This is a genomic window from Streptococcus sp. FSL R7-0248 (assembly GCF_037967965.1).
In the GTDB taxonomy this organism is placed as follows: Bacteria; Bacillota; Bacilli; order Lactobacillales; family Streptococcaceae; genus Streptococcus.
In genome coordinates this window covers 945,858-958,860 of the sequence record NZ_CP150201.1, presented here as the reverse complement: position 1 = coordinate 958,860, position 13,003 = coordinate 945,858, and the positions used below count along the sequence as shown (strand labels likewise).

13 protein-coding genes are annotated in these 13,003 nt (G+C 39.0%); 2 read left to right on the top strand and 11 right to left on the bottom strand.

Going from position 1 to position 13,003, the window contains the following annotated elements:
• Window positions 1–12 precede the first annotated feature (12 nt).
• Window positions 13–210, top strand: coding sequence for a ferredoxin (locus tag NYE32_RS04685; RefSeq protein WP_002890861.1), 198 nt, complete (start codon window positions 13–15; stop codon window positions 208–210).
• On the opposite strand, the gene NYE32_RS04680 is transcribed toward NYE32_RS04685, so the two are convergent.
• The 11 genes from NYE32_RS04680 to queG form a co-directional block, all read right to left on the bottom strand.
• The gene (locus tag NYE32_RS04680; protein WP_002890860.1) at window positions 194–694 is read right to left on the bottom strand and encodes an EbsA family protein; all 501 of its coding nucleotides are present in this window, start codon (window positions 692–694) and stop codon (window positions 194–196) included. The genes NYE32_RS04685 and NYE32_RS04680 overlap by 17 nt on opposite strands.
• A 56-nt stretch (window positions 695–750) precedes the next feature.
• Window positions 751–1,974: a peptidase T gene (gene pepT, locus NYE32_RS04675; RefSeq protein WP_155198514.1), complete on the bottom strand. Its 1,224-nt coding sequence runs from the start codon at window positions 1,972–1,974 to the stop codon at window positions 751–753.
• Window positions 1,975–2,054: 80 nt separating this feature from the next.
• A complete protein-coding gene (locus NYE32_RS04670) occupies window positions 2,055–4,181 on the bottom strand; it encodes a GBS Bsp-like repeat-containing protein (protein WP_156685391.1) in 2,127 nt (708 codons plus the stop codon).
• A gap of 157 nt (window positions 4,182–4,338) precedes the next feature.
• Window positions 4,339–4,896 (bottom strand): signal peptidase I, encoded by a 558-nt coding sequence (lepB, locus tag NYE32_RS04665; RefSeq protein ID WP_037597744.1) that lies wholly within the window; start codon window positions 4,894–4,896, stop codon window positions 4,339–4,341.
• 121 nt (window positions 4,897–5,017) lie between these two features.
• The gene (locus NYE32_RS04660; RefSeq protein ID WP_073686304.1) at window positions 5,018–6,247 is read right to left on the bottom strand and encodes a tetratricopeptide repeat protein; all 1,230 of its coding nucleotides are present in this window, start codon (window positions 6,245–6,247) and stop codon (window positions 5,018–5,020) included.
• Window positions 6,237–7,415 (bottom strand): AI-2E family transporter, encoded by a 1,179-nt coding sequence (locus NYE32_RS04655; RefSeq protein ID WP_073686303.1) that lies wholly within the window; start codon window positions 7,413–7,415, stop codon window positions 6,237–6,239. The genes NYE32_RS04660 and NYE32_RS04655 overlap by 11 nt, the downstream gene beginning before the upstream one ends.
• 9 nt (window positions 7,416–7,424) lie before the next feature.
• A complete protein-coding gene (locus NYE32_RS04650; RefSeq protein ID WP_037597740.1) occupies window positions 7,425–7,907 on the bottom strand; it encodes an 8-oxo-dGTP diphosphatase in 483 nt (160 codons plus the stop codon).
• 154 nt (window positions 7,908–8,061) lie between these two features.
• A complete protein-coding gene (gene ftsX, locus NYE32_RS04645; RefSeq protein ID WP_156685392.1) occupies window positions 8,062–8,991 on the bottom strand; it encodes a permease-like cell division protein FtsX in 930 nt (309 codons plus the stop codon).
• Window positions 8,984–9,676, bottom strand: coding sequence for a cell division ATP-binding protein FtsE (ftsE, locus tag NYE32_RS04640; protein WP_013990672.1), 693 nt, complete (start codon window positions 9,674–9,676; stop codon window positions 8,984–8,986). The genes ftsX and ftsE overlap by 8 nt, the downstream gene beginning before the upstream one ends.
• A gap of 86 nt (window positions 9,677–9,762) precedes the next feature.
• Window positions 9,763–10,861, bottom strand: a protein-coding gene (prfB, locus tag NYE32_RS04635; protein ID WP_096833329.1) for a peptide chain release factor 2 whose coding sequence is annotated in 2 segments (ribosomal slippage) — window positions 9,763–10,788 and window positions 10,790–10,861 — 1,098 coding nt in all. Because the reading frame shifts where the segments join, the coding sequence is not laid out codon by codon here.
• Between the two features lie 52 nt (window positions 10,862–10,913).
• Window positions 10,914–12,032: a tRNA epoxyqueuosine(34) reductase QueG gene (gene queG / locus NYE32_RS04630; protein WP_014633196.1), complete on the bottom strand. Its 1,119-nt coding sequence runs from the start codon at window positions 12,030–12,032 to the stop codon at window positions 10,914–10,916.
• A 93-nt stretch (window positions 12,033–12,125) separates the two neighbouring features.
• On the opposite strand from queG, the gene NYE32_RS04625 reads away from it, so the two are divergent.
• Window positions 12,126–12,983 (top strand): metallophosphoesterase, encoded by an 858-nt coding sequence (locus NYE32_RS04625; RefSeq protein ID WP_339157110.1) that lies wholly within the window; start codon window positions 12,126–12,128, stop codon window positions 12,981–12,983.
• Window positions 12,984–13,003 lie beyond the last annotated feature (20 nt).

Here is a 13,003-nt window from a genome sequence, read left to right as displayed (position 1 = left end):
TAAAATAATACTATGAAAGTATCATTAATTCCAGAAAAATGTATCGCTTGTGGTTTGTGCCAAACCTACTCTCCCGTCTTCGATTATGATGACGAAGGTATTGTTAGGTTCAGAGATAGCGACCAACTCAATCAAATTATTGAAAACACCCCTGAGACTTTGACTGCTGTCAAGTCTTGTCCCACTAAAGCCCTTATTTGCGAAGTTTAAGCTTGAGGGCTTTTTTTGATTCCTCATAAAAGGCAAAGTAATCAAAGTTAGTCATATGATCCAATAGCTCTACCTCACCTTTGAAATCAGGGTGAAGCGCTAAAGCATCTAAGAAATATTTCTTTGGCCACTTTCTCATATAAAACTGACGTTTTTTACCATTTTTAAAAATAAGGCTCAAGCCAGTTTTAATAACTTCGACTTTTTCAATATCACTAATTTTCACTTTGCGTGGTTTAAAAATATTGAAAGAAACAATACGCAGAATCCCATGATCTTCAATAATAAAGTAACGATGGAAACCTAAACCAAACAAGGCAACGAAAATAGTGAAGAGCATCAAAATATGTGAGGGCACCGAGTACAACTCGAACAGAAGGGCCGCCGCAATAAAGATTGGCGTGATGGCTAAAGACCAGTAGATGATTAGCCAAGATAATTCGGGTTGCCAATGGTAACGATACTTGCCGAAAATTTTAATCATCTCAGCACCTCCATTACTTCTAATTTTACCATAAAATCAGTATTTAGCAAGCTCAATTAAGGTTTACTGACAATTCCAAGAATAACATCTACGGCTTTTTCCATTGTCTGCAAGGAAACAAACTCATATCGACCATGCATATTTTCGCCACCAGCAAAAAGGTTTGGAGTTGGAATACCCATAAATGAAATCTTTGAACCATCTGTTCCACCACGAATGGGTTCAATAACTGGCGTAATATCCAATTCCTCCATAACTCCTTTAGCCAACTCAACAGGCGTCATATCTTTTTCAATAACCTGACGCATATTATAGTATTGATCTTTGAGTACCAAATCAACTCGTGTCTGACCATAAGTTTTATTCATTTCATCGGCAATCTTTTGGAAGGCTGCTTTACGATTTTCAAAAGACTCTGTTTCAAAATCACGGATGATATAAGATGCTTTTGCTTCTTCAACAGTACCTGTCATGATTTGAAGATGGTTGAAACCTTGATAGCCATCTGTCAACTCAGGGCGTTCATCTGCTGGTAATTGATTATGAAAATCAATTGCCAACTGCAAGGCATTAACCATTTGGTCTTTTGCTGTTCCAGGGTGAACATTACGTCCATGGAAGGTAATTTCTGCTCCCGCAGCAGAGAAGGTTTCATACTGTAATTCACCCAATGGGCCACCATCAACTGTGTAGGCAAAATCAACATCAAAATCATCGACATCAAATTTATCTGCGCCAATTCCAATTTCTTCATCAGGACCAAAGCCTACACGAATCTCACAATGTCTGATTTCAGGATGAGCCTTCAAATAAGCTAAGGCTGTCATGATTTCTGCAATGCCAGACTTATCATCAGCTCCAAGAAGAGTGGTGCCATTTGTCGTAATAAGTTTCTGACCGACATAATTCTTGAGATTTGGAAAATCTGCTGGATCTAGGTTATAACCAGAACTTCCAAGGGGTATGATACCTCCATCATAAGAGTCAATGACTTGAGGTGACACACCTTCTGCATTAAAATCAGCAGTATCCATATGTGAGATGAAACCAATCTTACGTGTTAATTGGTCATCGTTAGCCGGAAGGGTTGCCACTAGGTAACCATTACTTTCCAAATAATGGATGTTACTTAAACCTAGTTCTTCTAATTCTGGTTTTAGAACCTTCAAGGCAAAATCTACCTGGCTTTGTGTTGTTGGTGTTCTTGTCGCATTTTCGTCACTACGTGTATTGATTTTAACGTAACGTAAAAAACGCTCTAAGAGTAAATCGTAGCCCATAAGCACTCCTTTAGTTGTATTTAGTATTTACCTCAATTATAGCATAAAAACCCATCATATTGATGGGTTAACCGTATAACTTAAACTTTAGATTCTTTTTCGTAGTAAGACTTAATCCCTGCCACAATTGCGTTAGCTAAAGTCTCTTGATAAGAAGAGGTATTCAAACGGGCTGCTTCTTGAGGATTTGACAAGAAACCTAGTTCTAGAAGGACTGCCGGCGCTGTTGTTTCTCGCAAGACCGCAAAGGTGCGACGCTTAACGCCCTGATTCTGAGCTCCAGTTGCGTTAATAAGGCTAGACTGGATGGCATTGGCCAAAGTGTCACTCATGCTCAATCGCGTCGGATTAGCATGGTAGGTCGCATTAATGCGTGATGGGTATTCTGCATAAGGTTGGTAATAATAAGTTTCGATTCCCTGTGCTGCTGAACTGCCTGAAGCATTGATGTGGATACTTACGAAGATATCTGATTCAGAGGCATTAGCTGCACGAGAGCGATCCGTCAAATCAACATAGGTATCGCTGGTACGTGTGGTCACAACTTGATAACCTTCTGATTCTAGTTTAGCTTTCACACGGCTTTGGATGGCCAAAGTCAAGCTCTTTTCAGAAATACCAAAGTACGAAGCACCTGGATCATAGCCACCATGGCCAGCATCGAGATAGACAACCTTATTTAAAACATCGTAGTTTCCTCTTGATGCCGAACCGATTTTCTTAGGTGCTACCACATCAGCTGAAGTTGCGCCAAAACCAATATTCTTACCTGAAGAATCAACAATATAGCCATGAACAATATACTTGCCTGAATTCCACTTGTGATGACTGGCTGAAATAGTCACCTTGTAGGAACCATCATCCTGTTTTGTGGCATTATGCCAAACAAGATCATCCTGACCATTTTGCTCAGACCAGACTGGGATAAGGACACCTGAAATACCACTTGGATTCGTCAGATTAGTGATAAGAACGTCAAAAGTTCCACGATTTTTATCATTATTGGCAATAGTTAAGGTTCCTTGAGTCTTAGTGATATCAAGTGTCACTTGTTTGCCACCTAGGCCAATGAATTTACCATCATTGTCAACCAAATAGACATGAGAATTATATAGGCCACTATCTCCCTTATGGTTGCTTGAACGAACAGTTACCTTATAGTCTCCATTAGCTTGCTTGGCTGCCTTGTACCAGATGATATCATCTTGACCGTTCTTTTCTGACCAGGTTGGAACTAGAACTTCTTTGAAACCACGTGGCGCAATCAAGTTTGAGATAACAAGATCATAGCTACCAGTAGCATTGTTGAGACCAGTGATAGCAAGGTCAGCTTTGGGATATTGACTCTCTACTCCTTCATTTTCTACGGTAGAAATGGAATTATTACACATTGCATCCCATTCATAAAGTTTATAGGCTTCGATCAAACGGATAAGTTTTCCGGGATAACTTGGATCTGTCGCATATCCTGCATTCTTCAGTTCTTGAGCCGCAATGCGATAATCTGTTTCATTCACAACTTTTCGGTAATTGTCTTTTCGCCACTCGGTACTCGTGAAAAATTTTGCATGGTCTACTACGCTATCATTCCATGAGGCATATTTTCGAAAAGCAGCATTGACTGTGATATAGTCACCATTAAGATATTCCTGTGTAGGTACAGTTACTATTTCTCCATGCCAGTCCTCTGAATCTTTAATGCCAAAAAGATTATTGTTGGGAACCTTAGCAAGTTCAGAGCTTCCCCAACCACTTTCTAGAATAGCTTGCGCTGCCGTGATAGATGGAAGGATTCCTTCCTTGGCTCCATCCATGGCTCCTTGCTTAATGGCACTAAGAAAATGACGTTGATTCTGGTCAATTTCGCTAAGATCATCTGCCTCTTGATAAGAGCTTGTGGTCACAGAACTATTTGTTAAGACAGTTATTTTTGAAGAATCTTCCAGACTTGTTTGCTTCTCCTCTAATACCTCTTCTCTTTGTAGATTCATTTGACTCGTTGAATCATCGTGTACTCCTACTTCAGAGTAGCTTGCCGCATGATTATCCGTACTTTCTTTCAAAGATGAAGAAGTATCAGTTGGAGACAACATTTCATCTGCTTTCGCCGAATGACCAGACATTCCTAAAAATAAGATTGTCAGCATGACACCGCACAATCCATAAGCTTTACTTTTCTTAAATCCAAAATGAAATCCTAATTGCATCTTAATTTCCTTCTCTACTTACAATTTCTGCTAATTCATTTTAAAACGATGAAACTATCAGTATCATAACGTCATAATATGAACCATCACCAATTTATTCGCAAAAAAAGCTAGAAACTTATCAAAAGTTCCTAGCTTTTTTAGTAGTATTGAAATATTAATCGACATCAACGAAACCAAAACGTGATAGAGGATACAATCTGAAAGAGATAACACCTTTAATTTGATCTTTGTCAATGAGACCAAACTTACGACTATCATCTGTATTACGACGATTATCGTTCAGTACAAGGTACTGCCCCTTTTCAATCTTAGTTTGTTTATTATCTGTCAATGTTGCAATGGAAAAATCATCAGTGAAGAAATTCCCAGGTGAAACTGTCGCTAAATAAGCTGATTTACCCTTACTAATATAGGCTTCGTCAACTGACTTATCATTAACATAAAGGAAATCATCCATAGCTGTCACGCTCTTACCCTCATCAGCAATAACACGCCCAATGTATTCTTTACCATTAACTGTATAAAGAATAAAATCTTTTTTCTGAGGCTCAACATTTTTATTGAAAGTAACATAGTCACCAGCATGAATATAGTCATTAGCCTGACCTTCAGTCACACGGTGTGTTGAGAAGACAAAAGCTCTCAACAACAAAATCACTACAATGGCAAGAACTGCTATGATAATATTTCGAATTAAATCTCTCTTAACCATACTCACTCCTTATGGGTTCTAATAAAATCATAACATAAATAGAGAAATAAAAAAAGAGGGAGTGAGCAAGCTCAATGTATCTCTCCCTCTCTTAAAACCAATGATTAAAACGTTTCACAGCTTAATAGTCCTCAAAAAATGTTTGCATATTGACATCATCTGGAACTAAAGCAAGGTATTTTTCAGCCGTTGCACGCGCCTGATCCCTGTAACCAAATTCACGCAAAATATATGCATAATCATGGAGGAATTCAGGATTTTCAGATAAATCTTTAGCCAAATCTTGATAGATTTGAAAAGCTTCTTCTTCATCATCAAGTGCTTGGTAGGCCTTGGCAATGTTCCAACGAGCCAAAACAGAATCAACTTCATAATCGGCTAAAGCCACTAGATCCTCGTAACGTTCTTCTTCCAAATAGAGCGTACTTAAACGTAAGATAATCTCATCTTGGTCCTCAGCCAATGGCAAGGCTTGCTTCAAATAAGATTCAGCAGATTGAGTGTCATGCAACTCGTAGGATAACTGTGACGCTAGCAAAAGTAATTGAACATCAAAGGCATTTTTAGAAATCCCTTGTTGTGCCATTCGTAAAGCTTCTTCGGTTTTATGTTCTGCATGTAACGACAAGGCGTAAATATACTCATAACCTTCGAAGTCAGAAGACATGGTTTCTATCTGCTTAAAGTAAAAATTAGCTTTTTGATACTCTTCTTGATCATAGAGCAAAGTGGCTAACTCAAAAGCAACGGTATCATCATACTCAATTTCAATAGCTTTTTCCAAAAATTCACGAGCAGCTTCAAACTTTCCAAGACTGGCATAAGCCTTACCAATGCGTTCATAAGTAGAAACGCCAGTCATCGCAAGAAGGTCACGATTATCTAATTTAGCATAGTAATGAATTGCTTGTTCAAAATTTCCAAGTTCAAACTCCATCTCAGCCAAACCAAAAATAATCAATGAGTCATCTGATAATTGACTTGCCTCCAACAACTTATCACGTGCCACATCAGTTAAGCCCTCCATTTGGTAGAGGTCAGCCTTTACAATTAAAGCAGACAAATAGTCGTCAGAGTCTTCAGGTATGACATCCAAATAGAGAAAAGCCTCTTCAATATCACCATCTTCGGCAACAATTTGTGCTAGATTGACATTAACCTCTGGAAAATCAAAGCGAACTTTTTCATAAATTTCCTGTGCCTGTGGTAAGAAACCAATAGATTCTAAGTATTGGCCCAACTCAACAAGAACCTCTGCAGGGTCCTCTCGTAAAGCTTTTTTAAAATATTTGTCTGCGTGGTCTAAATCTTGGTTTCCAATAGAGGCAACCATTTTTTCACTATTTAACATCGTCTTTTTGTCCTTCATTTTCTAAATCATCTTGATAAAGATTACTTACAGAACGATACCAATCAAAAATCTCTCTAACAACAACCTTGACAGAGGCATAAATTGGAATCCCCAATAAGACGCCCCAAACACCGTAAAGAGAACCTGCTGTCAAGAGAATGAACATAATGGTAATCGGGTGAATACTTAGTTTATTCCCCAAAACGAGTGGAGAAACAAAACGTCCCTCAATAGTTTGTTCAATGAAGAAAATGATGAGGACCTTGATCAACATAGCGGGTCCTTGCACCAGTCCCATGATTATAACTGGTACCATAGCAAGAAAGCTTCCCAGATAAGGAACCATATTTAGAAAACCTGCCATAATACCGAAAGTCATACCATATCGAAGACCTACAATCTTAAACATAATACAGAACATGATGGCAACAACAATAGCGACTGTAACCTGGCCTTGAACATACCCTTCGAGCTGACTATTAATATCTGAAAGCATACGAACAGTTGTTTCACGAAAGCGAGTTGGTAAGGCTGAGACAAAGCTATGTTTCATCTTTTGGCTATCTCTTAAAAGGTAGAAGAGAATGAAAGGTGCCAAAATGATAGCTACTGTCACCCTTGCTACTGTGCTCGCAAAAGATCCAACCCATGTCAAAGCCGATGAAGAAAAGTTCTCAGCATAATTGACCATTCTCGCTGAGAAATCACTAAGCATGGACTCTAAATCACCATGGAAGTTGGAAAGAATAGGGAGATTAATCCAACGTTCCGTTTCACTATTGGCACGTGCAATATATGATGGTGCATTTCGTATCAAGATCAAAATTTGATTTTGTAAGCTTGGAATAGCTGTTGAAATCCCCCAAACCAAGAGCAAGCCAAGAATAGCGTAGATGACCAAGATAGACATGGTTCGACTCAATCCCGTTCTTTCTACAAGTAGTACCAAAGGTTTTATTAAATAATAAAGGAGCATGGAAATAACCAATGGCAACATAATAATGGTCATAAACTGGATGACGGGTGAAAAAATGGGACTAATCTTGGTAAAAATCAAAACCGTCAAACCAATCAAAAGTAAGATGAAAAAAGCTACGACAGCCTGATTATTCAATATCCACTTAAAAAACCATGTTTCTGAAAAATTTTCTGTTTTTTTACGCTTCATAGTTCCTCCCTATTTATCATAAAATGTTACAGTTTTATCTACCAAGTTCTGGTTACGATCGTAGCTAAATTTTGCAGAGAAGAATGGTCTATCTTCAAGGATCCACTTAAAAATCTCATAGTCACCTTCCCAAGTTGGTTTAGATAAGACCTCATCATATGGTACCCATTCAAGCGTTCCTTCACGAGACTCCTCATCTGAGATGAGTTCTCCTTCAAAACCAGTTACCTTAAAGACATAGGTGTACCAATCATGACCAGGGGTAAATTCTGGAAAGGTAATCATACCTTTAAAATCCATCTCAGTCACTGTAAAATGTGTTTCCTCGAGAATTTCACGACGAGCACATTCATCTGGTGTCTCTCCAGCTTCTAGTTTTCCCCCGACAGAAATCCACTTTCCTTCATGAACATCATTAGGCTTTTTATTACGATGTAGGAGCAAAAGCTCCTTTCCATTGTCAATATAACAAATGGTAGCTAACTTTGTCATAATGCATCTCTTTTCCAATGTTTTTTAAATATTATACCAAATATGGGATTGGATTTGGGCTTTGAGCAGACGATTTTGAGATATAGTTGAAAATCTGCTTTTCTGAATCTCTCGACAAACAAAAAGAGAACCAAAATAGTTCTCCTTTAATCTCTTAGTATTTCAAATAACGGCGCATTGCCATACGTGACCCAATCGAACCGATAATAATACCGACTGCGAAGAGGGTTCCGATAACCGCATAGACAAACCACTCTGGATCATACAACGAAATACCACCTTTGACAAAATCTGGATTCAAAGATGAGTAAACCATGTGATACAAAAGATAAATGAGCCCAGAAGGAATGATAGCACCAAGTGCTCCAATCCAAGCACCTTCCATCAAGTAGGGACGACGAATATATGAATTCTTAGCACCTACCAAACGCATGATTTGAATTTCAGTCGCACGTGACATAATGGTAATACGGATGGTATTTGAAATCAATAGAACAGCCACAATAGTTAAGAGTGCTGTGGCAATGATTCCCCAAAATTGAACACGTTTCATAGTGGACATCAGAATTTCAGTATCTGAGCCACCAAAGTTAGCATTATCAACACCCTGAATGGCTTTTGCTTCCTTGGCAACTCGACTCACATCATCTGGTGATTTCGTTTGGACGATGTAAACATCTGAAAGAGGGTTGGCATCTCCAGTAGCTGTCTCGAAACTTGAACCCATTGTTTCAATCAGTTGTTTCTTTTGTTCTTCTTTACTAGAGAAAGTAACCTTATCTACACCTTTGATGTTAGTCAAAGCATCATAAATCTTATGGTAGTCTTTATTAGCAACAATCTGTCCAGAAAGTTCCTTGACTGTTTTCGAGGCATCTGATGAATCTGGATCCAAGTAGACATTGACCTGAATATTCTTTTCAATATCTGAAGCCAATTTCTGCGTATTTAAAATAACAGAGCCAAAGACACCTAAAAGTGAAAGAACAATCATCACCGAAAATACTGCCGTAAGTGTCGACAATAGATTACGTTTGAGATTCTTAATCGATTCTCCTAAATGGCGGAAAAAGCGTCTAATCATGGTAACCGTACTCTCCTTCCTCTTCATCACGAACAATACGTCCTTCTTCAATCGCTACGACACGATGACGAAGGTTATTAACGATAGTTGAGTTATGGGTTGCCATTATAATGGTAGTCCCTTGCAAGTTAATACGTTCAAGGACTTGCATAATTTCCCATGAAATCTCTGGGTCCAAGTTCCCTGTTGGTTCATCCGCAATCAACACTTTTGGATTATTGACGATAGCACGCGCAATAGCGACACGTTGTTGCTCACCACCAGACAATTGATTTGGGAATGAACGCATCTTGTGTTTAAGACCAACCAACTCGAGAACCTCTGTCACCCGTTTCTTGATATGACGAGGTTTCTCACCAATAACTTCCATGGCATATGCAACGTTTTCAAAAGCCGTTTTCTTTGGAAGGAGTTTATAATCCTGGAAAACAACTCCAATAGAACGTCTCAAGAGTGGAACATCTTTCTTACGAAGTCGGGTTAAATCAAACTCTCCAACCTTCATAGAGCCACTCGTTAATTTTTCTTCTTGGTAGAACAAGCGAATTAAACTTGATTTACCAGCACCAGAAGGGCCGACTAAGTAAACAAACTCCCCAGAGTTAACAGACAAATCAATGTGTCTAAGGGCTGTTGTTGACTTATCATACTTCTTAGTAACATCTTTTAATTCAATAAGAGCCATAATGTCAGTGTTCAACTACTAAAATAGCTGAAGCCTTCCTTTCATTGAGATAGAGTATCTAAATACTTAAAAATAGTATATCATTACTATTCTTCCATACGCCACTTGAGGTATGCATCGATGAAGCCTTCAATATCCCCATCCATTACCTTATCAACCTGGGCAACTTCATAACCTGTACGGTGATCTTTAACCATGGTATATGGCGTGAAAACGTATGAGCGAATTTGACTTCCCCAAGTGATTTCTTTCTTATCACCTTTCAAAGCATTCACTTCTTCTGCTTTCTTCTCTTGCTCCATTTGATAGAGCTTAGCTTGAAGCATCTTCATCGCACGGTCACGGTTCCCGTATTGTGTACGATCAACCGTTGAAGCTACAACAATACCTGTTGGAATGTGGGTCAAACGCACACCTGTAGAAACCTTGTTGACGTTCTGACCACCTGCACCACCTGAGCGGAATGTATCCATCTTGATATCATCGTCACGAATCTCAACTTCAATGGTATCATCCAATTCAGGCATGACTTCCACTGATGTAAATGAGGTATGACGACGTTTGGCAGAGTCAAATGGTGAAATACGAACCAAACGGTGGACACCCATTTCTGACTTGAGGAAACCATAAGCATTAGGTCCTTCAAAAGCAAGGGTTACAGATTTGATTCCAGCTTCATCACCAGCCTGATAATCCAAAGTCTCAACCTTGAAACCTTTGGCATTTCCATAACGTTGGTACATACGGAGCAACATATCAGCCCAGTCCTGAGCTTCTGTACCACCAGAGCCTGGGTGAATTTCCAGAATGGCATTGTTATGGTCATATGGTTCAGACAAGAGAAGTGTCATCTCGTAACTTGTCATAATCTTATCAAGTTTTTCGAGCGTTTCTTCCAGCTCTTCTTGAACACTATCATCTTCTTCCAACATTTCTAAATAAAGCTCTGTCTCGTCAGAGAGTTCTTGCATATTGTTGAAAGTTTCGTATTTCATTTTGAGCTCATTTAACTCTTGTGAAGTCTTTTGAGCTGCAATATTATCATTCCAAAAATCTGGCTCAGTCATTCGGTTTTCAAGGAGCGCAATGTCCTCTTCCAAACGATCTAAGTCAAAGAGACCTCCCGAAGCTCACGAGCTTCTCTTGATTTTCAGAGATTTTTTGGCGAATTTCTGCCACTTCCATGGATAAGTTTCCTCCATTTTATAGTATTATGCTTAATTTTAGCATAAATCACTTAAATTTGCCATTTTGCACACACAAGCTCCCACTCGGCTTGGGATTCTTCATCCTTAGGTGACAGTTCCCTCATATAGTCTAACATAGCCTCATCGGGCTTCTTAACAATCTCACCGAGAGCCCAAATGGCAGTCGCCGTGTGAATGGGATTATTATTCTTATCGATAATCTCCATCAGTTTGACAATAGCATTGCGGTCATGTAAGTTGGCCAAGGCAATAATGGCATTACGTTGAAGAATATTCTTCCCTCGCCATGAACCGGCAATCATCCCAAATTTCTCCTTGAAGGATTTGTTGGTCAGCTCAAGAAATGGAAGCAATTCGGGCATGGCAAGCTCAGGATCTATGTCTGAAGCCAAAGGATTGTCGATACCTCTGTTATATGGACAGGAAATCTGACAAATGTCGCAACCATAGATAACAGTCTTTATCTTCTTTCGAAACTCCATATCCATCATCCCCTTATCTTGGGTTTGGAAGGATAGGCAACGACGGGCATTCATAGTCCCATCGCCAATGAGACAAGATGTCGGACAGGCATCCAGACAACGACGGCAATCCCCACAACCATAGTCTACTTCATGATCAGGTTCTATCTCTAGATTAGTGATAAGCTCACCGAGATACATGTAGGAGCCGTATTCTTTTGAAATCACTAGTCCATTCTTTCCGATAAAGCCTATTCCAGCTCGCTTGGCCACAGCTGTATCGACCAAGGCTCCAGTATCTACCATACCTTTATATTCGAAGTTTTCCGTCAGTTTTTCAATACCTTCTGCCAGACGTTTTAGTTTGTCCTGCAAAACATAGTGATAATCTAGGCCCCATGAATTTGGAGTGATTTTGCCCCGCTTAAATTCTGTTTTTTGGGGCTGTTGCGGCAACTTATGAGGATAAGCAACTGCAATGGAAATGATGGTTTTAGCTGATTCTAAGGTCAACTTAGGATAAATACGCTCTTCAATATTTTTATGTTCAAACCCTGTTGTCCGCCCTTCTTCGACTCCAAGTCGAAGGGATTTCTCCAGATAGGCAAAATCATCAGCGGTTGTAAAACCAATTTTTGAGATGCCAATTTCCTTGGCCATCTTTTGTATTTCTAACTTGATATCCATATTCTTATCATAATGAAAATGTAGTCCAAGGGCAAGTATTTTCCATCATCTTCATTTACAGACAAGCCTCAACCTTTTTGTTACAATGTTCCTATGACAAGACTTGCAGTAATGAGTGATTTACATATTGATTTGAATCACTTTGAAACATATGAAATCGATACTCTAATAAAGTGCCTAAAAGATCAAGAAGTTAGCCATCTCCATATTGCTGGTGATATTTCTAACCATTATTATATCGACACGAAACCTTTCCTACGAAAACTGTCTAAGGCGGTCGAGGTCACCTATAATTTAGGCAATCATGATATGCTTGATTTAGAAGATGAGCTTATTGATAATCTTGATTTTCAGGTAATTGATTTAGGAAGTAAGACATTATTGGCTTTTCATGGGTGGTATGATTATTCCTATTCTGATGAAAAATTGGAAAAGATTCTTAAACGTAAGAAACAACTCTGGTTCGACCGACGACTTAAACGATTGGGTACAGATCCCGAAATCTGTCAAACTAGTCTCCAGAAGCTAGACAATATCTTAAGTGAATTAGACACTCGTAACCTTATAGTTGTCATGCATTTTGTTCCTCATAGTCGTTTCACCATGACGCACGAACGTTTTAAACCTTTTAACGCTTATTTAGGATCTGAAGAATTTCATCAGATTTTCGTCAAACATGGTGTTAAAGATGTTGTTTTTGGTCATGCCCACCGCAGTTATGGGACGGTAACAATTGATGGTGTAAGCTATCACTCGCGTCCTCTTGGATACAGACGAGAATGGGACTTAACCATTGACTTTGTTTCCAATCATCCCGAACTCAATCCTACTGGAACATGGAACCTCTCCAAGCGTTACAACCTAGTCAAGAAACGACAAGAGTTTTTAGAATATGAAAAAAAGGAACTAGCAAATGAGTTCCTTTCCTCTATGACACTATTCGATTTGTAGAACGACTCTTATGGGAGTCG